Source organism: Salipiger abyssi, from assembly GCF_017311415.1.
In the GTDB taxonomy this organism is placed as follows: Bacteria; Pseudomonadota; Alphaproteobacteria; order Rhodobacterales; family Rhodobacteraceae; genus Salipiger; species Salipiger abyssi_A.
Genome location: NZ_JAEKIS010000003.1, coordinates 130,314 through 157,151, shown reverse-complemented (window position 1 = coordinate 157,151; position 26,838 = coordinate 130,314). Strand labels below are relative to the sequence as shown.

30 protein-coding genes are annotated in these 26,838 nt (G+C 65.6%); 8 read left to right on the top strand and 22 right to left on the bottom strand.

Going from position 1 to position 26,838, the window contains the following annotated elements:
• Positions 1–5: 5 nt before the first annotated feature.
• The 3 genes from I6N89_RS05870 to I6N89_RS05860 all read right to left on the bottom strand — a co-directional run bounded on the left by I6N89_RS05870 (position 6) and on the right by I6N89_RS05860 (position 1,300).
• Positions 6–308, bottom strand: a complete 303-nt coding sequence (locus I6N89_RS05870; protein ID WP_207017281.1) for a DUF1992 domain-containing protein — start codon at positions 306–308, stop codon at positions 6–8.
• 10 nt (positions 309–318) lie between these two features.
• Positions 319–804 (bottom strand): GFA family protein, encoded by a 486-nt coding sequence (locus I6N89_RS05865; protein ID WP_207017280.1) that lies wholly within the window; start codon positions 802–804, stop codon positions 319–321.
• A 64-nt stretch (positions 805–868) separates the two neighbouring features.
• Positions 869–1,300, bottom strand: a complete 432-nt coding sequence (locus I6N89_RS05860; protein WP_207017279.1) for a MarR family winged helix-turn-helix transcriptional regulator — start codon at positions 1,298–1,300, stop codon at positions 869–871.
• A 75-nt stretch (positions 1,301–1,375) separates the two neighbouring features.
• Between I6N89_RS05860 and I6N89_RS05855 the strand changes: the two genes are divergently transcribed.
• A complete protein-coding gene (locus I6N89_RS05855) occupies positions 1,376–1,834 on the top strand; it encodes a hypothetical protein (RefSeq protein ID WP_207017278.1) in 459 nt (152 codons plus the stop codon).
• Between the two features lie 102 nt (positions 1,835–1,936).
• On the opposite strand, the gene I6N89_RS05850 is transcribed toward I6N89_RS05855, so the two are convergent.
• On the bottom strand, positions 1,937–3,496 hold the full coding sequence (locus I6N89_RS05850) for a bifunctional metallophosphatase/5'-nucleotidase (protein ID WP_207017277.1): 1,560 nt from the start codon (positions 3,494–3,496) through the stop codon (positions 1,937–1,939).
• A gap of 233 nt (positions 3,497–3,729) precedes the next feature.
• On the bottom strand, positions 3,730–4,317 hold the full coding sequence (locus tag I6N89_RS05845) for a TetR/AcrR family transcriptional regulator (RefSeq protein WP_207017276.1): 588 nt from the start codon (positions 4,315–4,317) through the stop codon (positions 3,730–3,732).
• Positions 4,318–4,417: 100 nt separating this feature from the next.
• On the opposite strand from I6N89_RS05845, the gene I6N89_RS05840 reads away from it, so the two are divergent.
• From I6N89_RS05840 to arsC, 4 genes are read left to right on the top strand one after another with little or no spacing between them, the layout of a single operon-like run.
• Positions 4,418–4,636, top strand: a complete 219-nt coding sequence (locus I6N89_RS05840) for a hypothetical protein (RefSeq protein ID WP_207017275.1) — start codon at positions 4,418–4,420, stop codon at positions 4,634–4,636.
• Between the two features lie 57 nt (positions 4,637–4,693).
• Positions 4,694–5,032, top strand: a complete 339-nt coding sequence (locus I6N89_RS05835) for a DUF952 domain-containing protein (RefSeq protein WP_207017274.1) — start codon at positions 4,694–4,696, stop codon at positions 5,030–5,032.
• A complete protein-coding gene (locus I6N89_RS05830) occupies positions 5,029–6,087 on the top strand; it encodes a quinone-dependent dihydroorotate dehydrogenase (RefSeq protein ID WP_207017272.1) in 1,059 nt (352 codons plus the stop codon). Before I6N89_RS05835 ends, I6N89_RS05830 begins: the two co-directional genes overlap by 4 nt.
• Positions 6,084–6,422 (top strand): arsenate reductase (glutaredoxin), encoded by a 339-nt coding sequence (gene arsC / locus I6N89_RS05825; RefSeq protein WP_207017271.1) that lies wholly within the window; start codon positions 6,084–6,086, stop codon positions 6,420–6,422. Before I6N89_RS05830 ends, arsC begins: the two co-directional genes overlap by 4 nt.
• Before the next feature lie 166 nt (positions 6,423–6,588).
• Here arsC and I6N89_RS05820 read toward each other — a convergent pair whose 3' ends face one another.
• The 10 genes from I6N89_RS05820 to I6N89_RS05775 all read right to left on the bottom strand — a co-directional run bounded on the left by I6N89_RS05820 (position 6,589) and on the right by I6N89_RS05775 (position 16,784).
• Entirely contained in the window at positions 6,589–7,809 is a 1,221-nt protein-coding gene (locus I6N89_RS05820) for a phenylacetate--CoA ligase family protein (protein ID WP_207017270.1), read from the bottom strand.
• Between the two features lie 25 nt (positions 7,810–7,834).
• Positions 7,835–8,380 (bottom strand): RNA 2',3'-cyclic phosphodiesterase, encoded by a 546-nt coding sequence (gene thpR, locus I6N89_RS05815; protein WP_207017269.1) that lies wholly within the window; start codon positions 8,378–8,380, stop codon positions 7,835–7,837.
• A 9-nt stretch (positions 8,381–8,389) separates the two neighbouring features.
• Complete coding sequence (locus I6N89_RS05810; RefSeq protein WP_207017268.1) at positions 8,390–9,211, bottom strand: ABC transporter ATP-binding protein; 822 nt, start codon at positions 9,209–9,211, stop codon at positions 8,390–8,392.
• Between the two features lie 66 nt (positions 9,212–9,277).
• The gene (locus I6N89_RS05805; RefSeq protein ID WP_207017267.1) at positions 9,278–10,570 is read right to left on the bottom strand and encodes an ABC transporter substrate-binding protein; all 1,293 of its coding nucleotides are present in this window, start codon (positions 10,568–10,570) and stop codon (positions 9,278–9,280) included.
• A 50-nt stretch (positions 10,571–10,620) separates the two neighbouring features.
• Positions 10,621–11,697, bottom strand: coding sequence for a branched-chain amino acid ABC transporter permease (locus I6N89_RS05800; RefSeq protein ID WP_207017266.1), 1,077 nt, complete (start codon positions 11,695–11,697; stop codon positions 10,621–10,623).
• Positions 11,698–11,795: 98 nt separating this feature from the next.
• Positions 11,796–12,047, bottom strand: a complete 252-nt coding sequence (locus I6N89_RS05795) for a hypothetical protein (RefSeq protein WP_076697424.1) — start codon at positions 12,045–12,047, stop codon at positions 11,796–11,798.
• A 94-nt stretch (positions 12,048–12,141) separates the two neighbouring features.
• A complete protein-coding gene (locus I6N89_RS05790; RefSeq protein WP_207017265.1) occupies positions 12,142–13,095 on the bottom strand; it encodes a branched-chain amino acid ABC transporter permease in 954 nt (317 codons plus the stop codon).
• A 127-nt stretch (positions 13,096–13,222) separates the two neighbouring features.
• Positions 13,223–14,035: an ABC transporter ATP-binding protein gene (locus I6N89_RS05785; protein WP_207017264.1), complete on the bottom strand. Its 813-nt coding sequence runs from the start codon at positions 14,033–14,035 to the stop codon at positions 13,223–13,225.
• 6 nt (positions 14,036–14,041) lie between these two features.
• Complete coding sequence (locus I6N89_RS05780) at positions 14,042–14,599, bottom strand: hypothetical protein (protein WP_207017262.1); 558 nt, start codon at positions 14,597–14,599, stop codon at positions 14,042–14,044.
• Positions 14,600–14,807: 208 nt separating this feature from the next.
• Positions 14,808–16,784 carry an AMP-binding protein gene (locus I6N89_RS05775; RefSeq protein ID WP_207017260.1) on the bottom strand — a complete coding sequence of 659 codons (1,977 nt, stop codon included), beginning with the start codon at positions 16,782–16,784 and terminating at the stop codon, positions 14,808–14,810.
• 261 nt (positions 16,785–17,045) lie between these two features.
• Between I6N89_RS05775 and I6N89_RS05770 the strand changes: the two genes are divergently transcribed.
• Together I6N89_RS05770 and I6N89_RS05765 are read left to right on the top strand one after the other, a co-directional pair.
• Positions 17,046–18,929: a PAS-domain containing protein gene (locus I6N89_RS05770; RefSeq protein ID WP_207017258.1), complete on the top strand. Its 1,884-nt coding sequence runs from the start codon at positions 17,046–17,048 to the stop codon at positions 18,927–18,929.
• A complete protein-coding gene (locus I6N89_RS05765) occupies positions 18,926–19,627 on the top strand; it encodes a response regulator transcription factor (protein ID WP_207017253.1) in 702 nt (233 codons plus the stop codon). Before I6N89_RS05770 ends, I6N89_RS05765 begins: the two co-directional genes overlap by 4 nt.
• Before the next feature lie 6 nt (positions 19,628–19,633).
• Here the strand turns inward: I6N89_RS05765 and I6N89_RS05760 are convergent, their stop codons facing one another.
• The 7 genes from I6N89_RS05760 to I6N89_RS05730 all read right to left on the bottom strand — a co-directional run bounded on the left by I6N89_RS05760 (position 19,634) and on the right by I6N89_RS05730 (position 25,430).
• On the bottom strand, positions 19,634–20,554 hold the full coding sequence (locus I6N89_RS05760) for an HNH endonuclease (RefSeq protein WP_207017252.1): 921 nt from the start codon (positions 20,552–20,554) through the stop codon (positions 19,634–19,636).
• Between the two features lie 61 nt (positions 20,555–20,615).
• On the bottom strand, positions 20,616–21,812 hold the full coding sequence (locus I6N89_RS05755; protein WP_207017251.1) for a hydantoinase/carbamoylase family amidase: 1,197 nt from the start codon (positions 21,810–21,812) through the stop codon (positions 20,616–20,618).
• Between the two features lie 76 nt (positions 21,813–21,888).
• A complete protein-coding gene (locus tag I6N89_RS05750) occupies positions 21,889–22,320 on the bottom strand; it encodes an acyl-CoA thioesterase (protein ID WP_207017250.1) in 432 nt (143 codons plus the stop codon).
• Positions 22,317–23,078, bottom strand: coding sequence for a TIGR02186 family protein (locus I6N89_RS05745; protein ID WP_207017249.1), 762 nt, complete (start codon positions 23,076–23,078; stop codon positions 22,317–22,319). The genes I6N89_RS05750 and I6N89_RS05745 overlap by 4 nt, the downstream gene beginning before the upstream one ends.
• The gene (locus tag I6N89_RS05740; protein ID WP_207017248.1) at positions 23,075–23,980 is read right to left on the bottom strand and encodes a sulfite exporter TauE/SafE family protein; all 906 of its coding nucleotides are present in this window, start codon (positions 23,978–23,980) and stop codon (positions 23,075–23,077) included. Before I6N89_RS05740 ends, I6N89_RS05745 begins: the two co-directional genes overlap by 4 nt.
• 108 nt (positions 23,981–24,088) lie before the next feature.
• On the bottom strand, positions 24,089–24,769 hold the full coding sequence (locus tag I6N89_RS05735) for a DUF4386 domain-containing protein (protein WP_207017247.1): 681 nt from the start codon (positions 24,767–24,769) through the stop codon (positions 24,089–24,091).
• Between the two features lie 82 nt (positions 24,770–24,851).
• Positions 24,852–25,430 carry a TetR/AcrR family transcriptional regulator gene (locus I6N89_RS05730; protein WP_268957242.1) on the bottom strand — a complete coding sequence of 193 codons (579 nt, stop codon included), beginning with the start codon at positions 25,428–25,430 and terminating at the stop codon, positions 24,852–24,854.
• 228 nt (positions 25,431–25,658) lie between these two features.
• Between I6N89_RS05730 and I6N89_RS05725 the strand changes: the two genes are divergently transcribed.
• On the top strand, positions 25,659–26,819 hold the full coding sequence (locus I6N89_RS05725) for an efflux RND transporter periplasmic adaptor subunit (protein WP_207017245.1): 1,161 nt from the start codon (positions 25,659–25,661) through the stop codon (positions 26,817–26,819).
• Positions 26,820–26,838 lie beyond the last annotated feature (19 nt).

Here is a 26,838-nt window from a genome sequence, read left to right as displayed (position 1 = left end):
AAGCCTCAGCGGCTCTTGCGGGCGATCTCGATCCGGGCTTCGAGCAGCGACATATCCTGAATGATCCGCTTCCGCGCGATGCGGTCGCCGGTCTCTCGCAGCTCTTCGCGCAGTTTCGCCAGCTCGCGCGAGAGCGAGACGACTTCCGGCACTGCGCCGTTGTCCTTCATGATCCGGTTGAGCACGGCGTTTTCCGGATCGTCACACTCCGGCAGAGGCTTGCCGCTGCCGGGCAGGTTGTCGAACGCGCCCTCCTCCTCGGCCTTGCGGATGCGGGCGTTGATGAGGTCGATCAGCGGATGATCCATCGCGCGTCCCCTATTGCTGCTGTTGCTGCTGCGCCTGACGCGCGCGCTCGGCCTCGCCCCGCGCCAGCGCCTCCGGGCGCCAGGTTTCCGAGCGGCGGTAGAAGGCGGGAAAGACCTTGGCGCCCTCGGGAAAGGTGATCCAGGGATGGGCGCTTTCGGTGAAGATATGCACATCCGGCACGACACTGGCGGCGGCGTCCAGCGTACCCACCCGGATAAAGGCGAAGGCCCGCCCCGCCCCCGCATAATGCGACCAGAGCGCCACCTGGCAGCGCGGGCAGCGCGTCACGATCTGCCCCTTGCCGCTGGCCGAGGGCAGCGCGAGCTCCTCGGGACTGCCACCGTCCAGCGCGATGCAGCGGGTTTCGATCATCGCGTTCAGCGCAAAGGCCGAGCCGCTTTCACGCTGGCACCAAGTGCAATGGCAACAATGGGTGATGAGCGGCGTGTCGGTCAGGTGAAAGCGGATCTCTCCGCAGGTGCAGCGGCCCTTCATGGCACTCTCCGGTTGGCTGTCCGCAGAATGGCGCCGATTGTCCGGTTTGGCCAGCCGCCGCGCCTCAGCCCTTCAGCGCGGCAATCACCTTGTGCATCGCGGCCACGAAGGCGACGCGCTCCTCCTCGCTCAAATCCTGCACCGCCTGTGCATTGACCGAGGCCGCGGCCTCTTCGGCGGCGGGCTGAAGATCGCGGGCGCGGTCGGTCAGATGGATGGTGCGGGCGCGAGCATCGCCTTCATGGGCGCGGCGGGTGATCAGCCCGTCACGCTCCATCCGTTTGAGCGTGTTGGCCATGGTCGCCTGTTCCACATCCAGCCGCGCCACGAGGTCGCGCTGGGTGATGCCGTCCTCGCGCCACAGCTCGAGCAGCGTCATGAACTGCGCCGGCGCCAGGCCCAGCGGGCGGATACGCTCGGCCAGACCATGCGCAAAGAGCCGCGCCATGTGGTTCGCCAGATAGCCCGGCGAGCGGGTCTTTTCGAAATCGCTCATGGCGCTTGCCTAGCCTTGTATAGTTCGCTATTCAATCCCATATATACATAGCTTGCTATTAAAAGGAGTTTCCTCATGTCCCGCGCCTCTCTCGTCCTGATCCATGGCGCTTCGGGCGCCGCCGCGCTGCTGGTGGTCGCGAGCTTCTGGTCGCTGGCCTTTGTCAGCGAGTTCTTCGCCGCGACCGATACAGTGATCCTGCTGCGCCAGATCATCCTTTATGCGCTGCCGCTTCTGGTACTGGCGCTGGCTTCGGCGGGCGGCAGCGGCGCGCGGTTGGCCGGGCGCTCGAAGGCGCCGCAGATCGTGGCCAAGATGGCGCGAATGCGGGTGGCGGCGCTGAACGGGGTGCTGGTGCTGATCCCGGCGGCGGTGTTTCTCGGGTTGCGGGCGCAGGCCGGCGACCTTTCCGACGCCTTCGGTTATGTGCAGCTTCTGGAGCTCTGCGCCGGGGCGCTGAACATCGTGCTTCTGGGGCTGAACATGCGGGCCGGGATGGCGATGAAGGCCCGCAAAGCGGCCCGCACGGCATGAGGCGACGGTGGGCAGATTGCCCACCCTACGAAACGGTCGGCTGGAAACGTAAACGCGCGGGGTCTCCCCCGCGCGTTCTCATTCACGGCGATGGAGGACCGCTTATTCCTTCACGGTGATGCGGCCATCGGTATAGGGCGTGTAAGGCGCGTTGGCGGCGATGTATTCCGCCGTCACATCCGCCAGATCGGGGCCGAAATCATAGGCGTTCTGGGCATCGACGAACATCTTGTAGCCATCGCCGCCATTGCGCACATAGTTGTTCGACACCAGACCGTAGAGCTTCTCCGGGTCGATGGGCGCGCCGCCCACCATGACATCGGAAATCCGGCTGCCCGGCTCGGCGGCAGGATCGACGGTGAAGGACATGCCGGCCACCTGCGGGAAGCGACCGCCACCGTCTTCCATCTGACTCACGCCGTTCTCCAGCGCCTCGACCACGGTCGCGCCGGTCACCTGGAAGGTGGAGAGCGTGTTCTGGAACGGCAGCACCGTCAGCACCTCGCCCATAGTCACCTCGCCCGCGTCGATGGAAGCGCGCAGCCCGCCGCCATTGGCAATGGCGATCTCGATGCCCTGATCCTTCACCCGGTCGAGCATGGCATCGGCCACGAGGTTGCCCATCGGGCATTCCATGGCGCGGCAAACATCGCGCGAGCCCACGATCTCTTCGGAGGTCTCGGCCACCACCTCGTTGCGGATCTCTTCGAGCGGTGCGGCAGCCTCGGCGATGCGCGCCTTGGTGCCCTCGTCCTCGGTCACGGCGGCATCCATGACGATCGGCGCGCCCGACGCCTCGACGATATTGCCGTCATCGTCGAAGGTGACGTTCAGCTCGCCCAGGAACTTGCCATAGGCATAGGCCGAAACGATGGCGGTATCGTTCACCATCGTCGGGTACGGTCCTTCGGCGCCGTCCATCTCACCCAGCAGGGTGTTGGTGTGGCCGCCGACGATCACGTCGACGCCGGTGGTGTTGTTGGCGACGTCGATATCGACCTTGTAGCCCGAGTGGCTCAGCACGATGATCTTGTTGACGCCCTCTTCGGTCAGCTTGTCGACCTCGCCCTGTACCGCGTCGACCGGATCGGTAAAGATCACGTTCGGCCCCGGCGAGGCGAGCTCGTCGGTGTCATGCGGGGTCAGGCCGATCAGACCCAGCTTTTCGCCGCCGCGCTCGATCACCGTGGATTTCAGGATCGAATCGGCCAGCAGCGCCTCGCCCGAGATATCGGCGTTCGACATCAGCACCGGGAATTCCACCGAATCGACAAAGCCGCGCAGCACCTCGGGGCCGTCGTCGAATTCGTGGTTGCCCACGGTCATCGCGTCATAGCCCATCTGGTTCATCATCTCAGCGGCGAGCTTGCCCTTGTAATATGTGTAAAACAGCGTGCCCTGAAACTGGTCGCCGCCATCCACCAGGATGTAGTTGTTGCTGCGCGCCTTGGCCTCGCCGATGGCGGTCATCAGACGCGCCGAGCCGCCAAAGCATTCGCCGGCCTCGTTATCCTCGGCGGCGCAGGTCGAGTCGTATTTGCTGATCGGCTCGAAGCGCGAATGGAAATCGTTGGTGTGCAGGATGGTCAGCGAATAATCGGCGCTGGCCGCACCCGCGCTCAGCGCCAGGGCCGCGACACTCGTCATCAGGCGGAAAGACATTGGGGAAACCTCTCTGTGGGCGTCTATGAGAGAAATGTTGCAACGCTTCGGGTTGAGTGTCAAAGCACTGCTTCGCTTGACGTAGCGCCCGGGCGTGACACCGCCATGGCAACGCCCGGATTGCAGGCCGGATGCGCCCCGCGCGGACCACGCTGGTCCAAAGGATATCGCGGCCGGTCGCGATGGCGCAGCGGTGGGCAGGATTGCCCACCCTACGGATGCCGGACGCCCGGCTAATCCCCCTGATCCGGCATCTTCGCCCAGCCCCGCACAAGCGTGCGCGCAATGCCCGCGGCGTCGGCATCCAGTCGTCCCACCAGCAGATGCAGCCAGGCCATCCCCATCACCGCGCGGGCCATCTCCTGCGCGGGCACATCATCGGACAGCACGCCGCGCTGCGCGGCGCGCTCAAAGATCTCGCCGAGATGCGCCAGACGCTCCATCCGGTACGCCTCCAGCGCCTCGCGCAGGTCGTCATCGCTTTGCGAGGCAGCGATGATGTGCCGGAACACGCGGCCTTCGGGGCGGCTCCAGTGAACGAAGAGCGACTCGAGCACCGCTTTCACGTCGCCCTCCAGCGTGCCGGTATCGGGATTGCAGATCTCCTGCTTGCGGCGCCGGTAAACCGCCATCAGTAAGGCGCCGCGCGTTGGCCACCAGCGATAGAGCGTGGCCTTGCCCGCCCGTGCACGCTTTGCCACCGCCTCCATGGTGACGCCCGAGATACCCTTCTCCGCAAGGATCTCCGTTGCGGCGTCGAGCACGGCGGCCTCCGTCTCGGGATTGCGGCGGGCGCCGATGGATGCGCGTTTTTCGGTCATTCGCTGGCTCTTTCGGAATTTCCTCCTTGTTACGCCTTTACACGCGGGAACACCAGAAGTAATAGAACGATACGTTTCGTTCTCATACAAGGAGACGCGCATGACCTCCCCCTCCCGTCCGCCATCGCGCCCGCGCCTGGCGGTCTTCGTCTTTCTCGGGGTCTACCCCATTGTCACCCTTGCGCTTTACGCGCTGACCCCCGTCACCGAAGGCTGGGCCATCTGGCAGCGCAACCTGCTGATGGTGCCGATCATCGTCGCTTCGATGATCTGGGGCGTGATTCCCCGAATCCACCGGCATTTCGGACATTGGCTGTGACGCCCTATCGCTTCGCCGGGGATTGACCGGCGGAGCGTTCCCCGGCATCTCAATGCCATGCTGATCTATAAAATCCTGAGGTCCGGGGAATGGGCCGCGCTGCAAGCCGAGACCGAGACCGCCGGAGCGCCGGTGGACGAGGCTGACGGCTTTGTGCATTTTTCGACCCTGGAGCAGGTGCGCGAAACCGTAGCCAAGCATTTCAGCGAGGAAGAGGGGCTCTATATCCTCGCCTTCGAGGCCGACGACCTCGGCGACGCGCTGAAATGGGAGCCATCGCGCGGCGGCGCGCTGTTCCCGCATCTCTACGGCCCGCTGCGGCTGGCCGATGTGCGCTGGTCGCGCCCGTTGCCGCTGGGGCTTGGCGGGCATGTCTTTCCGGATGACATGACATGAGCCTGCTGGAACGCGCTGGCCTCGCGCTGCTGCACCGGATGGATCCCGAATCCGGGCACGGGCTGGCGCTGAAAGCGCTGCAATCGGGGCTGGCGCCCGCGCCCGGCGCCCTCACCTCCGACCGGCTGCGCTGTTCGGTCGCCGGGCTCGATCTGGCCAATCCGCTGGGCCTCGCCGCCGGGTTCGACAAGAATGCCGAGGCGCTGTCCGCGCTGGCCCAAAGCGGGTTCGGCTTTGTCGAGGTCGGCGCCGCGACGCCGCGCCCGCAGCCCGGCAACCCCAGGCCGCGCCTGTTCCGGCTGAGCGAGGACCGCGCCGCGATCAACCGTTTCGGCTTCAACAATGACGGCATGGACGCCATCGCCGGTCGGCTGATGCACCGCCCCGTCGATATGGTGCTGGGGCTCAATCTCGGCGCAAACAAGGACAGCGAGGACCGCGCGGCGGATTTCGCAAAAGTGCTGGCGCGCTGCGGCGCCTATCTCGATTTCGCCACGGTCAATGTCAGCTCGCCCAACACCGAAAAGCTGCGCGACCTGCAAGGCAAGGCGGCGCTCTCGGCGCTGCTGGCCGGCGTGATGGAGGCCCGCGCCGGGCTCGACCGCCCGATCCCGGTCTTCCTCAAGATCGCGCCGGATCTCGATGCGCAGGGGCTGGCGGACGTGGCCGAGGTCGCGCTGAGCTCGGGCGTGGCGGGGGTGATCACCACCAACACCACCCTGTCGCGCGACGGGCTGCGCTCGGCCCAGAAGGGCGAGACGGGCGGGCTCTCCGGCCAGCCGCTTTTCGAGAAATCCACCCGCGTGCTGGCACGGCTGTCGCAGCTCACGGAGGGCAGCCTGCCGCTTATCGGCGTCGGCGGCGTCGGCTCGGCGGAGCAGGCCTATGCCAAGATCCGCGCCGGCGCCTCGGCGGTGCAGCTCTACACCGCACTGATCTATGGCGGCATGAGCCTGGTGAGCGAGATCCTGACCGGGCTCGACGCGCTGCTGGCGCGCGACGGGTTTGACAATATCGCCGAGGCGGTCGGCACGGGACGAGAGGAGTGGCTATGATACTCTGGCACAATCCGCGTTGTTCGAAATCGCGCCAGGCTCTGGCGCTGTTGCAGGAGAAGGGCGTCGAGCCCGAGATCCGCAAATATCTCGAAGACGCACCAAGCTATGACGAGCTGAAATCGGCGCAGACGGCGCTTGGCCTGCCCGCGCTCGACATGATGCGCACCAAGGAGGCCGCTTTCCGCGAGATGGGCCTGTCGAAAAATGCCGATGACGAAACGCTGCTGCGCGCCATGGCCCGGGAGCCGAAGCTGATCGAACGTCCGGTGCTCTTCGCCAGCGACCGCGCGGTGATCGGCCGGCCGCCGGAAAAGGTGCTGGAGCTGCTCTGAGCTTTGGGGTGGTGGGTTGAAAACCCACCCTGCACATTGCGCATTGCCCCCGTAGGGTGGGTTTTCAACCCACCATCCTCAGAGCCGGAGCGTCGGACATCGGAATTCTCCTTTCTGTGCAGGCGCGGAATGCGCGCCCACAGGGCCGGGTCAAGCGGCTCCGCGCTCAGTCGTATTCCCGGACATCCTCGATCACCACACCGTCGCGCGGCAGACCGCCGGGTTTGACCAGCTCGACAATGCCCTTGAGCTTCAGCACCTCGGCGACACTGCCGGCATAGGCGCCGGGATCCTCCGCCTCGGTCTCGATCCGCACCGTCATCACGTCCATCTCGCCTTCGCGGCTGGCCACCACCCGGGCGCGGTCGATCTCGGCATGTTTCGCGACCAGCGCCGCCACCTGTTCGGGGCGCACGAACATGCCCTTGATCTTGGCGGTCTGGTCGGCGCGGCCCATCCAGCCCTTGATGCGCAGATTGGTCCGCCCGCAGGGGCTTTCGCCCGGCATCACTGCGCTGAGATCGCCGGTGGCAAAGCGGATCAGCGGGTAATCGGGGTTGAGCGTGGTCACCACCACCTCCCCCACCTCGCCCGGTGCCACCGGATCGCCGGTGCCCGGCGTGACGATCTCGACGATCACCTGCTCGTCCGCGATCATCCCCTCCATCGCCTCGCTCTCATAGGCCACCATGCCGAGATCGGCAGTGGCATAGCATTGCCGGCAGGCGATGCCGCGATCGGCGTAATACTGGCGCAGCGACGGGAACAGCGCCCCGCCCGAGACCGCCGCCCGCGCGATGCCGAGGCCCAGACCCATCTCGTCGGCCTTTTCGAGGATCACCTTGAGATAATCCGGCGTGCCCGCATAGGCGGTGACGCCCACGTCATGCGCCGCCCGCGCCTGCAATTCGGTCTGCCCGGTGCCCGCCGGCAGCACCGCCGCGCCCACCGCCCGCGCGCCATTCTCAAAGATCATCCCCGCAGGCGTCAGGTGATAGCCGAAACAGTTCTGCACGATGTCGCCCGGTCCGATGCCGCAGGCATAGAGGAACCGGCCCAGCCGCCACCAGTCATGCGCCACCCCGCCCGGCTCGTAGATCGGGCCGGGCGACTGGAACACATGCGCAAAGCCATGCGCCGGTTTCGCCGCATAGCCGCCAAAGGGCGCCGCCGCCCCCTGCGCCGAGACCAGCGCCGCCTTGCGCAGCACCGGCAGCTTGGCCAGCGCCGCGCGGTCGGTCACCCGCGCCGCATCAATGCCGGCCAGCGATTGCGCATAGCCCGGCAGCCCCTGCGCCCGGGCGATCTGCCCGGGCAGCGCCTCGGCCAGCGCGGCAGCGCGCGCATCGGCGCTGCGCGTCTCCAGATCGTCGTAATAGCTGCTCATCCGAGCCTCCCTTTCCTGTCCCGGATCACCCCGCCAGCGGATAGGCCGCCAGCACCTCGTAAACCGCGCCCTCCGGCGTGAGCTGCGAGCCCATCAGCCGCAGCTCCGCCACAGGCTCCGGCGCCGAGCGCAGCGCCGCGAACCGTGCCACGCCCTGCTCGAAGCGCGCCCGGTCGGCCTCGCGCAGCCCGTTGCCAAAGCGCCTCAGCGTCACATGCGGGCGAAAGCGCTCGCGCGGCAGCGCGATCCCGGCGGCGCGCAGGGCGCCCTGTACCCGCTCGCGCAGCGCCACCAGCTCGGGCACCCGCGCCACCCCCGCCGCCAGCAGCTTGACCCGCCGCCCGCCGAAACTCTCCAGCCCCTCCAGCGCCAGCGTGCAGCCCGGCAGCGGCGCGGCCATCAGCGCCGCATCCAGCTCGGCCAGCGCGAAATCCGGCTGCTCGCCCAGAAAAGCCAGCGTCAGGTGCAGGTTCTCCTCGGGCACCGCGCGGCCCACCGCCACTGCCTCCTGCGCATCCAGCAGGGCCGGCAGCAATGCCTCGGGAACGGGAAGGGCCAGAAAACATCGCATCCATGCGCGTCATGCCAGCCAGCGCTTGCGGCGGCGATAGGACCGCACGTCGCGGAAGCTCTTGCGGCCCTCGTCCGACATGCCGAGATAGAATTCCTTCACATCCGGGTTCTCGCGCAGATCCGCCGCCGGCCCGTCCATCACGACGCGACCGTTCTCCAGAATATAGCCGTAATGCGCATAGCGCAGCGCCACATTGGTGTTCTGCTCGGCCAGCAGGAAGGACACGCCCTCGCCCTCGTTCACCGCCTTCACGATCTGAAAGATCTGCTCCACGAGCTGCGGCGCCAGCCCCATGCTGGGCTCGTCCAGCAGGATCGTCTCGGGGCGGCTCATCAGCGCCCGCCCGATGGCGCACATCTGCTGCTCTCCCCCCGAGGTATAGCCGGCCTGCGACTTCCGCCGCTCCTTCAGCCGCGGGAAATACTCATAGACCATCTCCAGATCGGCGGCGACCGCGCCCTTGCCGTCGCGCCGGGTGAAGGCGCCGGTCATCAGGTTTTCCTCGATGGTCAGATGCTCGAAGCAATGCCGCCCCTCCATCACCTGGATCACGCCCTTCTTCACCAGCGCCGCCGGATCCAGATCCTGCACCCGCTCGCCGCGATAGACGATGGAGCCCTTGGTCACCTCGCCGCGCTCGGAATGCAGCAGGTTCGAGATCGCCTTCAGCGTCGTGGTCTTGCCCGCGCCGTTACCGCCCAGCAGCGCGGTGATCCCGCCCTTGGGCACCGACAGCGACACGCCCTTCAGCACGAGGATGACGTGGTTGTAGATCACCTCGATATTGTTGACCTCGAGAAGGGTCTCGGTGCGTCCCGAATCCAGCATCTTCTTCTCTTTCCAAATACGCAAAATCCGGCGGCGACGGCCCGCGCCGCCGCCGGAGGGGTCAGATCACATCTTGCAATCTTCGTTCACCGGCCAGGGCGCGTTGGCCTCGGCGTATTCCTTCGCCCGCGACAGCTCGAGCTCGGAAATCGCCTCGCTGTCCGGCATGATCAGATCCGACGCCTTGACGAATTTCGCCCCATCCCATTCCAGGATCCAGCCACCGGAATGGCCGGCATGGTTGGAACAGGAGGTCGAGAAGGGCGGCACCATGCCGGTCAGACCCAGCTCGTCCAGCCGCGCCTCGCTCATGTCGAGATTCTCCAGACCCCAGCGCAGATCGGACGGGGAAATCTCCGCCTTGTCGAAATGCTCCTGCGCCACATGGATGCCCTCGGCGAGGATCGCCGAGATCACCAGACCTCGGGAATAGAACACCCCGTCGAGCTCGTCGGCGCTGGCCTGGCTCTTGCCGGCGTCGATCACATGCTGCTTCACATCCGCCATCACCGGCGCATCCGGGTTGGGGAAGGACCAGCTCACGGATTTGTAGCCCTTGCCTTCCTCGCCGACGATGTCGAGATCGGCGTCATGACCCGACCACCAGACGCCCAGCATGTTCTCCATCGGGAACTTGGTCTTCACCGCTTCGGTGATGGCGCCGGCGTTCATCGCGCCCCAGCCCCACATGATCACGTAATCCGGCCGTTCGCGGCGGATCTGCAACCATTGCGCCGACTGGTTCTGCATCTCCTTCAGCCCCACCGGGATCGGCAGCAGCTCAAAGCCTAGCGCCTCAGCCTTGGTTTCGAGATAGGGCAGCGGCTCCTTGCCGAACGGATGGTCGAGATGCAGGAAGGCCACCTTCTTGCCGCTCAGATCGCCCTGATCCTGAAGGAATTTCAGGATGATCGACGCGCCGTCCCAATAGCTGAGCGGCGCGTTGAACGCCCATTGGAACACCTTGCCGTCGGCCATGGGCGAAAAGCCATAGCCCGGCGCCAGGATCGGGATCTCGTCGACATTGGTCTTGGGCAGCACCTGAAGCGTGATGCCGGTGGACCAGGGCTGTGTGACGATCGCCTTGCCCTTGGTCTTTTCGTAGCATTCCACGCCCTTCTCGGTGGAATAGCCGGTCTCGCATTCCTCGAAATCGACCATGACGCCGCCGATGCCGCCATCGCGGGCGTTCAGCATGGCCATGTAATCGGCCTGCCCGTTCATCAGCGGGATGCCAGTGGCCGCAAAGGGCCCGGTGCGGTAAGCGAGGTTCGGGGTATACAACCCCTCGGCCAGCGCGGTGCTGCCCATCAGCGCGCCCAGAGCGGCGGCCGCGGCCAGTTTGGCGACATGTTTCATCGGTAAAGTCTCCTCCCTTTTACGATGACGTTTCCTTGGTCCCGTCCCGGTCAGTGCGGGAAGGGCCAGATGATGAGTTTCTCCCGGATCAGTGCCCAGAGACGGGCGAGCCCGTGCGGCTCGATGATCAGGAAAAAGACGATGAGGCTGCCCACGATCATGATATTGAGATGCTCGACCGTGGCCGAGCTGATCGGCAGCCCCAGCGCCTCGGGCAGCGTATTGAGCAGCACCGGCAGGCCGACGATCAGGATCGCGCCCAGATAGTTGCCGAGGATCGAGCCCAGCCCGCCAATAATCGCGATAAAGAGGATGCGGAACGACAGCGGAATGTCGAAGAGGTTGGGTTCCGCCGCCCCGCGCCACATGAAGACGAAGAGCGCGCCCGCCACACCCACCACGTAAGACGACACCGCAAAGGCGGTGAGCTTCGAGCGCATCAGGTTGATGCCGATGAGTTCCGCCGCGATATCCATGTCCCGCGTCGCTTTCCAGCTCCGCCCCAGATTGCCGCGCGTCAGGTTGATGCAGACAAGGGTCATCAGCGTCACCACCGCCAACACCACGAAATACTGCACGACGGAAGAGGCCTGCGGCCCGGCCACATAGACCCCGAACATTTCGAGATTGGGCACCTGGATCGCACCCGAGGCGTTGTAATTGTAAAGCCAGCCCCATTTCTCGAAGAGCCAGACGAGAAAGAACTGCGCCGCCAGCGTCGCGATGGCGAGGTAAAACCCCTTGATCCTGAGCGACGGGATGCCGAAGGCCACGCCGACCCCGGCGCTGAACGCGCCCGAGAACAGGATCGCCACCACCGGGTTCAGCCAGGGCATCAGCGTCACCAGCTTGTAGCAGGCATAGGCGCCCACCCCCATGAAGGCGGCGGTGCCGAGGCTGAGCTGCCCCGCATATCCCGTCAGCAGGTTCAGCCCGAGGGCGGCCAGCGAATAGATCAGGATCGGGATAAGCAGCGTCTGAAAGGCGAACTCGCTCGCCGTCAGCGGAAAGATCACCCAGGCGAAAAGCAGCACCACCCCCAGCAGCACCGCGTCCTGCCGGACGGGAAACAGCGCCTGATCCGCCTGGTAGCTGGTCTTGAATTGTCCGGCCGTGCGATAGAGCATGCCGCCTCCTCTCCCTTGTTCATCGGCGCGCAGGGCGCCAGTGCGGTCGGGATACCCCGCCGCGAAATCCGTCGTTCAGAGCCGCCGCGAAAGCGGTGTCAGATATGGCCTTCGCGCTCCCGGAACTCGTCCGGGAAGGCGCGCTTGGGCGCATCCGCATAGCCCGTGCGCTCGCTGTGGCTCACCAGCCAGAACCAGGCCCAGAGCCCCAGCGCACCGCCCAGCGCCGCCAGGATGAGCGCCGTCACCACCTGCCCGCCCGCCGCACTATTGGCGGTCAGCGCGAGATAGCCGAAGGCCCAGAAGCCGGCCCAGGCCACCACGTTCAGGATCGCAATCAGCTTTGCCATATTGCTCTTCTCCCTTCTCTCAAAGCCCGGCCGGCTCCTCTTTCCGCCCGCGCCTTTATCTTTCCGGAAAATACTCCCGCCGGAGGCTCCCGGTCTACACACGCTCGATGATGCGCTCTCCAAAGAGCCCCTGCGGGCGGAACAGCAGCACGATCAGGGCGAGGACAAAGGCGAACCAGGTCTCGGTATTCCCCCCCAGCAGCGGCTGCCCCCAGTAGATCTCGAAGAGTTTCTCCAGCATGCCGATCATCAGCCCGCCCACGATGGCGCCGGTGATCGATTCGAGTCCACCCAGCATCAGCACCGGCAGCGCCTTGTAGGCGATCACCTCCAGCGCAAAGCTCACCCCTGCGCGTGCCCCCCAGGCGATGCCGGTGACCAGCGCGATGATGCCCGCGATGAACCAGACCAGCACCCAGATCGTCTGGAGCGAGATCCCCACCGACAGCGCCGCCTGATGGTCGTCGCCCAGCGCCCGGATCGCCCGGCCCATGCGGGTCTTGTTGAGAAAGACCAGCAGCGCCACCACCAGCAGCGCCGCGACCGCGACCGCCGTGATATCCTTCTGCTCTAGGATCAGCAGCCCGCCCCAGGGCTCCAGCAGCACCGAGTCCGTGGGGATGCCCAGCTGCTCGGTGATCATCACCTTGTTCTCGCCGCCAAAGATGATCTCGCCGAAGCCGATCAGGAACAGCGTGATGCCGATGGTCGCCATGAAGAGGATGATGTCGGGCTGGCCGACCAGCGGTCGCAGCACCACCCGCTCGATGGTCACCGCCAGCACGAACATCACGCCCAGCGTCAGCACCACGCAGATCCAGGCGGGCACGCCCATCGCATGCAGCCCCACCAGCGTCAGCGCCGCAAACACCACCATGATGCCCTGAGCAAAGTTGAAGATCCGGCTCGAGCGGTAGATCAGCACGAAGCCCAGCGCGATCAGCGCATAGAGGATCCCCGAAACCAAGCCCTCCCAGAGCACCTGCATCAGGAAATCCGGCGCCTCCACCATATCCACGAAGGGTTTGATGAAAATCTCGTTCAGCATGTCCTCTGCCCCTTCTCACTGCCACCCCGGACCCGGTCCGAAAGCCCGCCCCGGACTTGATCCGGGACCTCACCGCCCGAGGTCCCGGGACACGCCCGGGACGGAGCTCTCCGTTCCACCCGGCCCGTCAATGCGCCACCCCCAGATAGGCGTCGATCACGTCCTGATTGCTGCGCACCTCCTCGGGTGGCCCGTCGCCGATCTTCTTGCCGTAATCCATCACCACCACCCGGTCGCTGAGATCCATCACCACCCCCATATCGTGCTCGATCAGCACGATGGTGGTGCCGAACTCGTCGTTCACGTCGAGGATGAAGCGGCTCATGTCCTCCTTCTCCTCCACGTTCATCCCCGCCATCGGCTCGTCGAGCAGCAGCACCGAAGGGTCCGCCGCCAGCGCGCGCGCCAGCTCCACCCGCTTCTTGAGCCCGTAGGGCAGCCGCCCCACCGGGGTCTTGCGAATGGCCTGGATCTCGAGAAAGTCGATCACCTTCTCCACCACCTCGCGGTTGGCGATCTCCTCGTCTCGCGCCTTGCCCCACCAAAGCGCCTGGCTGGCGATGCCGGCCTTCATATGGGTGAGCCGCCCGGTCATGACATTGTCGAGCACCGACATGCCCTCGAAGAGCGCAATGTTCTGAAAGGTCCGCGCCACCCCCATGCGCGCCACCTCATAGGGTTTCATCGGCGGGCGTTTCGCGCCCTTGTACCAGAGCTCGCCCTCCGACGGCGTGTAGAACCCGCTGATGATGTTCAGCATCGAGCTCTTGCCCGCCCCGTTCGGCCCGATGATGGCGCGGATCTCGCCCTCGCGGATGTCGAAGGAGATGTCCTTGATCGCCACCACGCCGCCGAACCGCAGGGTGATATTGCGCAGCTCCATCAGAACCCCGCCGATCTGCCGCCCGTCGGCTGTCACGTAGCCTTGCGTGTCCTTCATGCCGTCCTACCTTTCCGGAAGATCGCAGAGCCGGTCCGGCTGCACACCGGTGCCCCCGGCGAGCCATTTCAGCGTCCACGAGATTGTCGAGATCACGCATTTTCCGTCCGCCATGCGGCGCAGCGGGCGAAAGGCGAATTGCTGCACCGGTCTGCCCGGCTGAACGATGCGCATCTCGTGACTGCCCGCCGCGACGAGCGCATCGCGATCTTCCTTGAACCGCGCGATCAGATCCTGCTTCTCGTCCACTGAAAGCCGCTGTCCCGCGCGCTGCCGCACCGTGCAATTGCTCTCCGTGATCGCGACGGAAAACCGCCCGCCCGGCACATGCCACAATGCGTCCGGCGCCTTGATTGCCGGCAGCTTGTGGATCCGGTTACCTGCCTTGACGGTGCGTGCCGCGCTGGCCATTCCCAGCCGCTCCTCTTCCGGCGCCCGCTCCAGCCCCCGCGCCTCAAAGGGCACACCCTGCTCCACCGAAACCCGGCACCGTTCGAAGAGGTCGCTCCAATCGTCCGGAAGCCCCGCCGATGCCGCTCCGCACACGGTGACGAGCCCGGTCACAAGAATCCCCCGTGACACAGGCTTTCGCCATGGCTGGGCGCGCCTCGGGATGGTGGGTGGGGCGACCTGCGCAGCAGGAGCGTCAGCCATCATCCCGACACATCCGACCGCGACGGCCAGCGCCGCCTTGGATCGACGTGCCGCGGCCCTGCCACGAACCGGAACGCGGGATCGAACCCTTCGAAAGGAAACACGCCAGTCCAACAGCTCACTCCGCCGCAATCGCGGCGGGCGGTGTCACCGGCACCACCCGCGCATCCATGATCGTCAGCGTCGCCTTGATCCTGCCCTTGCGACCGTCCTCATAGGTGACCTCGGTCTCGGTATAAATGCTCTCGGACCCATCGTAGAGCGCGGTCACCAGATCGTGGAACTTCTCGGCGATGATCTTGCGCCGCACCTTGCGGGTCCGCGTCAGCTCGCCATCGTCGGCGTCGAGCTCCTTGTGCAGCACCAGAAAGCGGTAGATCTGGCAGCCCGACAGCATCTCGTCCTGCGCCACGCTGGCATTCACCTCCTCCACATGCTCGCGGATCGTCTCCAGCACCTGCGGATGCCCGGCCAGCTCCTGATAGGAGGCATAGGCGATATTGTTGCGCTCGGCCCAGTTGCCCACCGCCGTCAGGTCGATATTGATGAAGGCGGTACAGCGGTCGCGACCGGCGCCGAACACCACCGCCTCGAGAATATTCGGATAGAACTTGAGCTTGTTCTCCACGTATTTCGGCGCAAACAGCGCGCCGTCGGCCATCTTGCCCACATCCTTGGCACGGTCGATGATCCGCAGATGCCCGGTGGCCTCCTCGAAGAAACCGGCATCGCCGGTGGCCACCCAGCCCTCCGGATCCTTGGTATCCGCCGTGCTCTCGGGGTTCTGGTAATATTCCACGAAGACCCCGGGCGAGCGGTAGAACACCTCACCGCTCTCGGTGATCCTGATCTCCACCCCGGGGCTCGGCACCCCCACCGTGTCGGGCCGCACCTCGTTATCGGGCTGCTGGGTGATAAAGACGCTGGCCTCGGTCTGGCCGTAGAGCTGCTTCAGGTTGATGCCCAGCGCGCGGTAGAAATCGAAGATCTCCGGCCCGATCGCCTCGCCGGCGGTATAGCCCACCCGCACCCGGGAAAAGCCCAGCGCGTTCTTCAGCGGACCGTAGACCAATATGGATCCAAGCGCGTATTTCAGCCGGTCGAAGGCACCCACCGGCTTGCCATCGAGGATCTTCGGTCCGACGCGGCGCGCATGATCCATAAAATACCGGAACATCCGCCGCTTCAGCGCGCCGGCATCCTCCATCCGGATCATGATCTGGGTGAGCTGCGTCTCGAACACACGCGGCGGCGCGAAATAATAGCTGGGCGCGATCTCGCGCAGGTCGGTCAGCATGGTCTCGGCGCTTTCCGGGCAGTTCACGCAGAACCCTGTCCAGAACGCCTGCCCGATGGAGAAGATGAAATCCCCAACCCAAGCCATCGGCAGCCAGGCGAGTACTTCCTCGCCGGGGGTCAGCCTGTCGAACTCTGAGGAATTCTTCGCCGTCTCGATGATATTGCGGTTCGACAGCACCACACCCTTGGGCTTGCCGGTGGTGCCCGAGGTGTAGAGCATCACACAGGTGTCGTCATAATCCAGCGCCTCCCGCCGCGCGGTCAACTCGCCGATCAGCTCGTCATAGGCGGCGCGGCCCTGGTCCTGGACATGGGCGTAATCGTGCAGCTGGCGATGATCGTACTTCCGCATGCCGCGCGGATCGACATAGATCATGTGCTCGAACTGGTGCAGATCGTCCTGGATCTCGATGACCTTGTCGACCTGCTCCTGATCGGCGGCGATGACGAAGCGTGCGCCACAATGCTGGAGCACATATTCCATCTCTTCGGCGACTGCGTCCTGATAAAGCGGCACCGGCACCGCGCCGCACATCTGTGCCGCCACCATCGACCAGTAGAGCGTCGGACGGTTGCGCCCGATCACCGCCACATGATCGCCAGGCGCCACGCCGAGATTGAGCAGGCCCAGCGCGAAGGCCTCGATCTCCTTCTCGGTCTCCGCCCAGCTCCAGCTCTGCCAGATGCCGTATTCTTTCTCGCGATAGGCCGGACGGCCGGCGAAACGGCTGGCGTTCCGCTGCAACAGCCCCGGAATCGACCGCGGCGAAGCCGCGCCCTCGGACGTGTCAGCCAATGATCTTCCTCCCTTGCCACCCGGCTGCCCGGGCGTTGCCCCCCTCCTCAAGAGGGCCGCCGCGTCTGCTGCGCGACTCTGACTCTATTAAGCGTCGGATCCATGCTGGCGGTCAATGTTTTCGTGAAGTTTTCCCAATCCTTACGAATTGTAACAGGCGCCGCGCAGGCGGCCCCGGCGCGGGAGTATTTGCAGAAAGATGAAAGCCGCAGACGCTTCCCAGAGCCCCGGGGCGGTGCTAGCCATGAGGCAGGAGGAGCGATGACCAAGACCGCGATGACCCAGGCCGGGCTGAACCTGATCCAGCAGGCGCTGTCGATCTATGACAGCGATCTACGGCTGGCGGTCTTCAACCGGCGCTTCGGCGAGATGTTCGACCTGCCCGAGCGGCTGATGACCGAGGGCGCCGGGTTCGAGGAGACCATTCGCCACCTCGTGGCCTGCGGCGAATACGGCCCGGTGGACGATCAGGAAACCTTCATCCGCGCACGCGTCGACCAGGCCCGCGCCTTCGAACCGCATTACATGGAGCGCACCCGCGCCAATGGCCGCACCATCAGCGTCGAGGGCGCGCCGCTGCCACAGGGCGGCTGGGTGACGGTCTATACCGATATCACCGCGGTCAAGCGGCAGGAGGCGCTGCTGCGCACCCGGTCGGAGCTGCTGTCGGAGGAGGTGCTGAAACGTTCCGAAGAGCTGGCCGCCGCCAACCGCAAGCTCGCCGCCACCAATGCCGCGCTGGAAGAGGCCCAGCGCGAGCTGCGCGAGAGCGAGGCGCGCACGCGGCTTACCACCGAGATGATGCCGGCGCATATCGCCCGGGTCGATGCCAGCGGGCATTACAGCTTTTCCAACCGGCGGCTTTCGTCGGTGATGCCCGGGCGGCCCTCCGAGATTGTCGGGCTGCATATTTCCGAGGCGCTGGGGGCGGCCTATCGCAAGGTGCAGCCCTATCTCGAGCGTGCGCTGCGCGGCGAGGAGAGCATTTTCGAATTTACCGACGAGGGCTCGTCGCGCCGAATCCGCGCGATGTTCACCCCCGATCCGGTGGAGCCGGGGGTCTATATCCTCAGCCATGACGTCACCGAGGAGACCCAGGCGCGCGCAGCGCTGCAACAGACCCGGCGCCGCGAGCTGGCGGTGCAGCTCACCTCGGGCATGGCGCATGATTTCTCCAACCTGCTGACCATCATCCTCGGCATGCAGTCGAAGCTGGCGCGGCTGGTCTCCGACCCGCAGGCCGAGGCGCTTGTCACCGCGACCTTGCAGGCGGCGCGGCGCGGCGGCGATCTGCTGAACCGCATCGCCGATATCACCAGCCACCGCGCCTGGCGGCCCGAGCCGGTAGAACTGGCCGGTTTCCTGCGCGATCTGGAGACGCTGGCCACGCCCTCCCTGCCGGCAGGGTTGACGCTCGAGATAGAAACCAGCGCAGAGGGCGCCTATCTGCTCGATCCGGGCCTTTTGCAGGACGCGGCGCTGAACCTCGTGCTGAACGCCGCCGATGCCTGCGCTGGGCCGGGTACGATCCACATCGCCCTGCGCCGGCTCAAGGACACCTGGCTGGAGCTGGAGGTGCGCGATTCCGGGCCGGGCTTCAGCGAGCAGGCGCTGAAACACGGGCTCGATCCGTTCTTCACCACCAAGGGAGGCGAGGGCACCGGGCTGGGGCTGGCGATGGTCTATGACATGACAAAGCTCGCGGGCGGCGAGGTGAAGCTGGCCAACGGCGCGCAGGGCGGCGCCTGCGTGACCCTGCGCCTGCCGCTGCGCCCGGCAGAGTCGCTGGCGCGGGGCGGGCTGGTGCTGCTGGTCGAGGACAATCCCGAGCTGCGCGCACAGTTGCGCGAAACGCTCACCGGGCTCGGACACAGCGTTGCCGAGGCGGCCTCGGTGGCGGAGGCCTGCGCGCTGGCCGAGGGGCTGGAGGTGGATCTGGTGCTGTCGGATATCTCGCTGGAGGGCGAGGCGCCGGGCTCCGAGCTGCCGTTGCTGCTGCCGCATCTGCCGGTGCATCTGATGACCTCGCTGCCCCCCGACCATCCGCTGCACGAAGAGGCGCGGCGGCGCGCGCCGGTGCTGGCCAAGCCCTTCACCGATGCCGAGCTCGCGGCCTTTCTTGGCCACCGCAGGCGCGCCGCATGAGCGCGCCGCTGGTCTCCATCCTCGACGACGAGCCGGAAATCCGCGCGATCCTGTCCGACGCGCTGACCGAGGCCGGGTTCCGCACCATGAGCTTTTCCCGCGCCACGGAATTCGAGGCGGCGCTGAAACGCGCGACGCCGGATGTCTGCCTGGTGGACCTGGGCCTGCCCGACCGCGACGGGCTGACGCTGGTACACCGGCTGGCGCTGGAACAGGGCGCTGCGGTGATCATCATCTCGGGCCGCGCGCAGGTGCAGGACCGGGTGACCGGGCTGGAGCTGGGCGCAGACGATTACATCATCAAACCCTTCGACCCGGCCGAGGTGGTCGCCCGCATCCGCGCCCGGCTGCGCGGCCCGCGCGGCGCGCCACAACGGGGCGAAACCGCACGCTTCGCCGGCTGGACCGCGCATTTCGACCGCTATGCGCTGGAGGACGCGGAGGGCGCCGAAACGCCGTTTTCCCATGCCGAAGGAGAGGTCTTGCGGCTGTTTCTGGAGAGCCCGAAGCGGCTGATCACCCGGGCGCAGATGCAGGAATCGCTTGGCGGCGCGGCGGGGGAAAGCTTTGACCGGGCGATGGATGTACGGATCTCGCGGCTGCGCACCAAGCTGCGGGAGGACCCCAAGAACCCGCGGCTGATCAAGACGATCTATGGGGCGGGGTATATCTTTCTGGGGGATGTGGAGTGGGTCTAGATTAATTTACATGAGACCGAACGCATCAGCGTCCCCTTGGCCAAACCGGTTTTCCCGATGCCAACGCAGGTTTTCGGGATGTGGCCAGTCTCGCTTTGCATCGGGCAACCTTAGTTTTCGATCAGGCACAATCAAACGTTCGACAACATCAGCAGGCACTTTGTTATGCGATACGAGAATTTCGTAAGTCCCAGGGTCGATGGAAATCAATCCACGATCAAACATCCAGTGCAACGTACCAGACAACGCCAGCCCATTCCGGACACTATCGCTTCCTTGCGCTTCGACCGGACGGATATGTGCTGCCTGCACCTCTGGCCGTCCACCTCCGTTGCGGAGCTGTAAACCTGAAATAGCGCAACGATGTCCGTAAGCCTCGCGTACTTTCCGGCGAAAGGCGACGTCCCGATAGGCCCGCCGCTGAAGCCGTTCAATTACGGGACGTTTAAATGACGCAGCCTCGTCACTGATCTGCATAGGTTGGGTGTCATATCGCCGAGCTTCGCGTTTCTCGAGATCATCGGGCAGCCCCAGCTCAACGATCCGCGCGAAATCCGCATCAGGCAACCGACGCACCGCAAGTTGCTGCAAGCCACCTTTCTTTGGACGCCCATCGGTGTTTTGCAGAAGTGTTTCCAGAGGTTGACCATTCAGTAGGCGTGGCACCTCACGGTCGAAAGGCAAAAAAGTACCAGGTTCAATAAGAGCGAGGAAACGACCGACCGGCCCTGGCTTTGGAATGATGTCTTGAATCTTTGCAACAGCAAAATAGCCACGAGGTCCGGCCTTAACCGGCTCATAGTACAGGATCCAATCCCCAACTGCCTGCTGAATTGCATTCAGGTAAGTCTTTGGGAAGTCGTATTTTACATCTGGCTCATCGTCGTAAATCGAGTCCGCACGGTGTAATAGAACAGCTTTGCCCATGGCGATTACTCAAACGCGGTTTTCGCAAATGTGCAACCCAGCTCGCACTGCTGGAACACCGCTACATTCTGGCCACCGTCCGCGCCAGCGTGTTGAGCCCGGTCACCAGATCGGCCTCATCCGTATCCTCTGCGAAATCGTGGCTGATGCCGCCAATGGAGGGCACGAAGAGCATCGACACCGGCATCAGCCGCGCGACATTGGTCGCGTCGTGCAGCGCACCCGAGGGCATCACCCGCCAGCGCCCCGGCGCCTCGGCCTCCGCCGCCGCCTCCAGCGCGCCGCGCAGGCCTGCATCCATCGCCACCGGGTCGAGCCCCAGCATCGGGCCGAAGCCCAGCTCCATGCCATGCGCCGTGGCGATCTCGGCGAGCGTGTCGCGGATGATCGCCTCCATCCGGTCGAGCCGGTCGGCATCGCCGTCGCGCCACTGCACCGAGAACCGCGCGCGGCCCGGCACGATGGAGGGCGCGTTGGGATGCAGCGCCACATGGCCGATGGTCCAGACCGTCTGCGGCGTCACCACATTGGCGAAGCGCTCGGCCAGCGCCGTGTTGAACGCCGAAAGCGCCTGGAACGCATCGCGGCGCAGATGCATCGGCGTGGTGCCGGCGTGGTTCTGCTGGCCGGTCAGGGTGACATGCATGTCGCGAATGCCGACGATGGCCTCGACCACACCCAGCTTTTCGCCGGTGGTGTCCAGAACCGGCCCCTGCTCGATATGCATCTCGACATAGCCCGAGAACCGCGCCGGATCGACAAAGCCCTGACGCCGCGCGCCGAACCGCGCCCGCGCCTCGGCAAAGCTCAGGCCCTGCGGATCGTGCAGCGCGTCGGCGCCCTCCAGCGTCTGGTTGCCCGCCCAGACCGAGCTGCCGGTGGTCACACCGAACCGCCCCTCCTCGTCTTCGAAGGAGACGACCGAGACCGGCGGGCCGCCCGCCTCCTGCGCCGCCCGCGCCACTTCCAGCGCCGCGATCACCCCCAGCGCGCCGTCGAGCCAGCCGCCCTCGGGCTGACTGTCGGAATGCGAACCCATGAGCAGCGAGCGGCCCTCGGCGAGGCCGAACAGCGAGCCGACCGGATCGAAATGCGGCGTGAGCCCCGCCTCGGAGATGCGCGTCGCCAGCCAGTCGCGCGCGGCGATATCGGCCTCGGAGAAGCCGGGGCGCGATACGCCCTTGCCGACACCCGCCGCGCCGAACCGGCGCAGCGCGTGCAGATCTTCGAGGAAACGGGCGGGATCGACGGGCAGCATGCGGACACTCCTTTGGCGCGGAGCCTGCGCCCCGCGCGATGGAAAGTCAATTTATCATGATAAACTGCGCCGCCACTCAGGCGAGGATCGTCTCCAGCAGCGCGCGCTCGCGGTCTGGCACCGGTGTGGGCACCGAGTCGGGATCGACAGCCACCAGCACGAAATGCCCCTCGACGCAGGCGGTGTCTTCGCCCTCGCGGAACAGGCCGATCTCGAAACGCAGCGAGCTGTTGCCGAGCTTGCCGAGCCGCAGCCCCGCCGTCAGCGCATCGGGAAAGCGCGCCTCGGCGTGGTAGCGGCAGCCGCTTTCCACGGTCATATAGCGCACGGCGCTTTCGCCGCTCATGTCCATGCCCTGCTCGATCTGCCACTGGCAGACGACGGTATCCATGTATTCGAGATAGGTGACGTTGTTGATATGGCCGTACTGATCGTTGTCCTGCCAGCGGGTCTGCACCGGGTAGAAGCTGCGATAGTCGGAGCGGGACGCGGGTGGTTGTCGGGTCATCCTGATTTCATTGCTCTGAAGGCGGCCGAAGCGCCCCAGCCCGCGGCGATGGCGATCACCAGCGACAGGAGGCCGTAAAGCGGCGCCTGGTTGCGTGACAGGTTGAAGAGCCAGCGTTCCAGCCCCACCTTCCGCACCTCTATCACCGAAGCGTGCTGAGAAACCACCCGCCCGTCCCGGGTGAGGAAGACGCGGGTGCTGTAGAGCCCCTCGACGATATTGGCCGGCATGGAAATGGCGGTATCGAACAGTGTCGAATCGCGCAGCTCGACGCTGTTCGCGCGCAGTTGGTAAAGCCCCTCGCCCTCGCGGAGGCGGATCAGCGCGTCGGTAAAGCTCTGCGAATCGAGTATGTTCATCGGCGCGCCAACCGAACGGATGGCGCGCGGCACCGAGACCTTGTGGCGCAGATCCTCCACATCGGTGATTACCTCGTCCCAGGGCGCCGAGGTGGCGACCGCATAGAAAGAGGGCGCCGCGTCGATCTCGACCGCGTCGGTATTCACCCAGATCCCCAGCCGCCGCGCCTTGCGCCAGACGGTCACCGGCTCGACCGGGCCCGCGACCGTCACGATGACCTGCAAAGGCGGATCGGTGCGGATCGGCGCCTCCCTCTTGACGGCGCCGAAGATCAGGATCTCGGATCCGTCGAAATCGGTGGTGATCGAGACGCTGTCCTTGCTCATGCCCATCACCACCTCTTCGGCGCGCGCGGGCAGCGTGAGCAGCGCAAGGAGAAGGAGCGCCAGACGGATCATTGCGCCCCCAGTTCGAACAGATCATGTGGCGTCAGGAAGAGATCCAGCGCCAGCTTGCCGCAGACCAGCAGCACCAGCGAGGCCAGCGCGATGCGCAGCTGCTCGGCCTTGAGCCGCGTGCCGATGGCGGTGCCGAGCTGCGCGCCGATCACGCCGCCGATCAGCAGCACGAGCGCCAGCAGGATATCGACGGTCTGGTTGGTGACCGCGTGCAGCATCGTGGTGAAGGCGGTCACGAAGATGATCTGAAAGAGCGAGGTGCCCACCACCACCTTGGTCGGCATGCCCAGCAGATAGATCATCGCGGGCACCATGATGAAACCGCCGCCCACCCCCATGATCGCTGCCAACACGCCGACCGAGAGCCCGACCAGCATCGGCGGGATCGCTGAGATATAGAGCCCCGAGGTGCGGAACCGCATCTTGAAGGGCAGCCCGTGCACCCAGCCGTGATGCCGCCGCTTCGGCGGGCCGCCGCGTTTAGAGCGGCGCAGCGCGTTGAGGCTCTCGACGAACATCAGCGCGCCGATGATACCGAGAAAGACCACGTAGCAAAGCCGCACCAGCAGATCGACCTGGCCCAGTTCCTTGAGCATGTTGAACACCCAGACACCCAGCGCCGCGCCGAACAGACCGCCCACCAACAACACCGTGCCCATGCGCAGATCGACGGTCCGGCGCCTGAGATGCGCCAGCACCCCCGAAACAGAACTGGCGACGATCTGGTTGGCGCCGGTGGCGACAGCAACCGCAGGAGGAATGCCGAGGAAAAACAGCAGCGGCGTGATCAGGAACCCACCGCCTACGCCGAACATGCCCGACAGGATCCCCACCAGCCCACCCAACCCGAAGAGCAGGAAGACATTGACCGAAACCTCGGCGATGGGGAGGTAGATTTGCATGCGGCGACTTTGCGAGCGCAGCACCGGTTTGGCAAGCGGTGGAACCGGTCAAACGCCGCTCACACCGCCCGGTGTGATCCTCTTGCCAAATCTTGGACCAGCGGCGGCTTATGCCACACGCGGGCCGAGCCCGCGGATCAGCAGCCAGAGGCAGAACGCCGTCTCGGCGATCACCGGCAGCAGATAGGCCGGCGCGAAGGCCTCCGTCAGCGCCGGCACGAAGAATCGCAACGCACTGCCACAGACATACACGGCGCCCGCCAACCCGAGGAGCACCCCCAATGCGCGCGGCACATAGCCCGAGCGCAGCAGCAGCCAACCGGTCAGCAGACTGTTGATTCCGAAAAACACCAGCCCGAGATCGTAGCCATGCGCATGCAGCTCTGTCGCCAGCAGCGCGGTCTCCGCCGCCGCACCGCCCATGCGATCCAGTGCCAGCAGCGCGCCGAAGAGCAACAGCAGCGACATGGCGATCAGCGCAGCCTGCACCAACCGGAACACCATCGCCAGCAGCGCCACAGCTCCGTTCACCGGGCGCAACAACAGGTAGAGAAGCACCGCCAGCGCCACATCGGCCAGCGCCATCAGCGTATCGGCGGCAACGCTCAGCCGGAGCAGGCCGGGCGCGGCAAGGATCCGCTCCGCCGTCGCAAGCGCGTCGCCGGGCACCAGCAACGGGCCGCGCAGAGCAAGCTCGCTGCCCAGCCCCAGAAGGATGATGAGCAGGTAGAGCAGGCCTGCAAAACGGGCCGCTGCGAGGGGACGGGACAGACTGGCGGGCTCGGTCATGGTGCGCATCCGCGTGTCGGGATTGAAAAGCCGGAACCGCCCGGTTCTAACGCGGTTCGGTCTCTGTGCAAACCGACCGGGCTCAGCGCGGCCGCAGCCCGTCGAGAAACAGCGAAATGGCGCGGTCACGCCGCAGGTTTCGGGCTTCGAGCGAGGTGCAGGCGTCTTCGGGAATCAGCAGGCGGTGCAGCGTGTCGCCCAGCACCATGTCCACCAGCAGCTCCGCCGCGAGGTCGGCGTCAATTTCGTCCAGCACGATCTCGTCACGCGTGACCGCCAGCGCCAGCTCTTCGCTGACATAGCGGATCAACGCCCCACGACCGCCCGAATCGAGCTGGCGGGCGATGCCGGGATAGACCGGCGCCTCTGTTACGACCGCGCGCAGCAATTCGAGCGGCATCTTTTCGAAACAGGGCGCGTGATCGAGCGTCAGCAGCGTTTGCAGACGTTCAGACAGCGGCCCACGGCGCTCATCGTCGGTCAGAGGCCGAAACAGCGTGCGACCGATACGCGCGAAGCTGGCACCGAGAAGCGCCTCGCGGCTGGAAAAAATCGTGTAAAGCGTGCGCTTTGACATGCCGGCCTCGCGCGCGATGGCAGACATGCTCACCTCCTCCAGCCGACAAGACGCGAGCAGCGCCGCAGCCGCGTCGAGCACCATGCACTCGCGCGTTTCCTGGTCGATCTGGACCGGACGGCCCCGCCGGCGCGGCAAAACGTCCGAGGCGGTTGATGAAGGCTTTTGCAATTGGCTTCCCCGCATGTTGCACTGCGGAAGAAAATCTCTCCCGCTGGCGTTGTGCGCTTTACAAAACCTGCCGGTTTCCTTATCGCAATGCAAGCAAGTTCCGCAAAATCAGCGGCCAAACGCCTTTCTCGGAGTGAAGATATGCTCATAGGTTTCCCCCGAATCCTGCGCCGTACCCTTGCGGCCGCCGGCCTGGCCGCGGCCTCGGCCGTATTTCCTGCAACCGCGCAGGAGGGCGGCGGCGCGCAGCCGCCGCAACCCGTCACCGTCGTAACCCTCAGCTCTTCGGACGTGACCCTGACCTCGACCCTGCCGGGCCGTGTCGCCGCATCCGGCGTCGCCGAAGTCCGGCCGCAGGTCAGCGGCATCGTCACCGAACGCCTGTTCGAAGAGGGCCGCCCGGTCGAAGAAGGCGACGCGCTCTATCGAATCGACGCCGCCACCTACGAGGCGTCGAAAGCCGCTGCCGAGGCCTCGCTGGCCCAGGCCCGCGCGCAGCTGGCCTCGGCCGAGCGCGAAGAGGCCCGGCAGGCCGAACTGCGGCAGCGCAATGTCTCCAGCCAGCAGAACCTCGACGACGCCATCGCCGCGCGCGATGTTGCCGCGGCAGCGGTGAAGGTGGCCGAAGCCAACCTGCTGGCCGCCGAGATCGACCTCGAACGCACCACGATCCGGGCGCCGCTGTCGGGCGTCGCGGGGCTCAGCGACACTACGCAGGGCGCGCTGGTGACCGCGGGTCAGGCAAGTGCCCTGACCACGATCCGCATGCTTGACCCGGTCAATGTCGACGTGACCCAGTCGGCGGCGGAAATCCTCCGCTGGCGCCGCTCCGGTCAGGCGCTGGCCGAAGAGAGCGATCAGGTCGTCACTCTGCGCCTCGCGGATGGCTCGACCTACGATCATACCGGTCGTCTCGCCGCCGCGGAACCGCATGTGAACGAACAGACCGGCGTGGTGGTGCTGCGGCTGGAATTCCCCAATCCCGATCAGTTCCTCCTGCCCGGCATGTATGTGCAGGTCGAGATGCCGCAGGGCGTCGTTAACGACGCCGTCCTGGTCCCACAGGAAGGCGTGACCCGTGACCGTCGCGGCCGCCCGATGGCCATGGTGGTAAACAGCGAAAACGTCGTGGAGAACCGCTCACTGGAGGTGCAGCGCGATCAGGGCGCCAACTGGGTCGTGACCGAAGGTCTCGCCCCCGGTGACCGCATCGTCGTCGCCGGGCTTCAAAAAGTCTCTGCCGGCATGACCGTTTCCCCGCAGGAACGTCCCGCCGAAACCGCGCAGCCCGCCACCGAATAACCCGCGCCACAGGCGCCAG

Excerpts from the sequence above, each read along its gene's own strand:
- I6N89_RS05870 (WP_207017281.1), bottom strand. The coding sequence starts at position 308 with ATGGATCATCCGCTGATCGACCTCATCAACGCCCGCATCCGCAAGGCC.
- I6N89_RS05865 (WP_207017280.1), bottom strand. The coding sequence starts at position 804 with ATGAAGGGCCGCTGCACCTGCGGAGAGATCCGCTTTCACCTGACCGAC.
- I6N89_RS05860 (WP_207017279.1), bottom strand. The coding sequence starts at position 1,300 with ATGAGCGATTTCGAAAAGACCCGCTCGCCGGGCTATCTGGCGAACCAC.
- I6N89_RS05855 (WP_207017278.1), top strand. The coding sequence starts at position 1,376 with ATGTCCCGCGCCTCTCTCGTCCTGATCCATGGCGCTTCGGGCGCCGCC.
- I6N89_RS05850 (WP_207017277.1), bottom strand. The coding sequence starts at position 3,496 with ATGTCTTTCCGCCTGATGACGAGTGTCGCGGCCCTGGCGCTGAGCGCG.
- I6N89_RS05845 (WP_207017276.1), bottom strand. The coding sequence starts at position 4,317 with ATGACCGAAAAACGCGCATCCATCGGCGCCCGCCGCAATCCCGAGACG.
- I6N89_RS05840 (WP_207017275.1), top strand. The coding sequence starts at position 4,418 with ATGACCTCCCCCTCCCGTCCGCCATCGCGCCCGCGCCTGGCGGTCTTC.
- I6N89_RS05835 (WP_207017274.1), top strand. The coding sequence starts at position 4,694 with ATGCTGATCTATAAAATCCTGAGGTCCGGGGAATGGGCCGCGCTGCAA.
- I6N89_RS05830 (WP_207017272.1), top strand. The coding sequence starts at position 5,029 with ATGAGCCTGCTGGAACGCGCTGGCCTCGCGCTGCTGCACCGGATGGAT.
- arsC (WP_207017271.1), top strand. The coding sequence starts at position 6,084 with ATGATACTCTGGCACAATCCGCGTTGTTCGAAATCGCGCCAGGCTCTG.
- I6N89_RS05820 (WP_207017270.1), bottom strand. The coding sequence starts at position 7,809 with ATGAGCAGCTATTACGACGATCTGGAGACGCGCAGCGCCGATGCGCGC.
- thpR (WP_207017269.1), bottom strand. The coding sequence starts at position 8,380 with ATGCGATGTTTTCTGGCCCTTCCCGTTCCCGAGGCATTGCTGCCGGCC.
- I6N89_RS05810 (WP_207017268.1), bottom strand. The coding sequence starts at position 9,211 with ATGCTGGATTCGGGACGCACCGAGACCCTTCTCGAGGTCAACAATATC.
- I6N89_RS05805 (WP_207017267.1), bottom strand. The coding sequence starts at position 10,570 with ATGAAACATGTCGCCAAACTGGCCGCGGCCGCCGCTCTGGGCGCGCTG.
- I6N89_RS05800 (WP_207017266.1), bottom strand. The coding sequence starts at position 11,697 with ATGCTCTATCGCACGGCCGGACAATTCAAGACCAGCTACCAGGCGGAT.
- I6N89_RS05795 (WP_076697424.1), bottom strand. The coding sequence starts at position 12,047 with ATGGCAAAGCTGATTGCGATCCTGAACGTGGTGGCCTGGGCCGGCTTC.
- I6N89_RS05790 (WP_207017265.1), bottom strand. The coding sequence starts at position 13,095 with ATGCTGAACGAGATTTTCATCAAACCCTTCGTGGATATGGTGGAGGCG.
- I6N89_RS05785 (WP_207017264.1), bottom strand. The coding sequence starts at position 14,035 with ATGAAGGACACGCAAGGCTACGTGACAGCCGACGGGCGGCAGATCGGC.
- I6N89_RS05770 (WP_207017258.1), top strand. The coding sequence starts at position 17,046 with ATGACCAAGACCGCGATGACCCAGGCCGGGCTGAACCTGATCCAGCAG.
- I6N89_RS05765 (WP_207017253.1), top strand. The coding sequence starts at position 18,926 with ATGAGCGCGCCGCTGGTCTCCATCCTCGACGACGAGCCGGAAATCCGC.
- I6N89_RS05760 (WP_207017252.1), bottom strand. The coding sequence starts at position 20,554 with ATGGGCAAAGCTGTTCTATTACACCGTGCGGACTCGATTTACGACGAT.
- I6N89_RS05755 (WP_207017251.1), bottom strand. The coding sequence starts at position 21,812 with ATGCTGCCCGTCGATCCCGCCCGTTTCCTCGAAGATCTGCACGCGCTG.
- I6N89_RS05750 (WP_207017250.1), bottom strand. The coding sequence starts at position 22,320 with ATGACCCGACAACCACCCGCGTCCCGCTCCGACTATCGCAGCTTCTAC.
- I6N89_RS05745 (WP_207017249.1), bottom strand. The coding sequence starts at position 23,078 with ATGATCCGTCTGGCGCTCCTTCTCCTTGCGCTGCTCACGCTGCCCGCG.
- I6N89_RS05740 (WP_207017248.1), bottom strand. The coding sequence starts at position 23,980 with ATGCAAATCTACCTCCCCATCGCCGAGGTTTCGGTCAATGTCTTCCTG.
- I6N89_RS05735 (WP_207017247.1), bottom strand. The coding sequence starts at position 24,769 with ATGACCGAGCCCGCCAGTCTGTCCCGTCCCCTCGCAGCGGCCCGTTTT.
- I6N89_RS05730 (WP_268957242.1), bottom strand. The coding sequence starts at position 25,430 with ATGGTGCTCGACGCGGCTGCGGCGCTGCTCGCGTCTTGTCGGCTGGAG.
- I6N89_RS05725 (WP_207017245.1), top strand. The coding sequence starts at position 25,659 with ATGCTCATAGGTTTCCCCCGAATCCTGCGCCGTACCCTTGCGGCCGCC.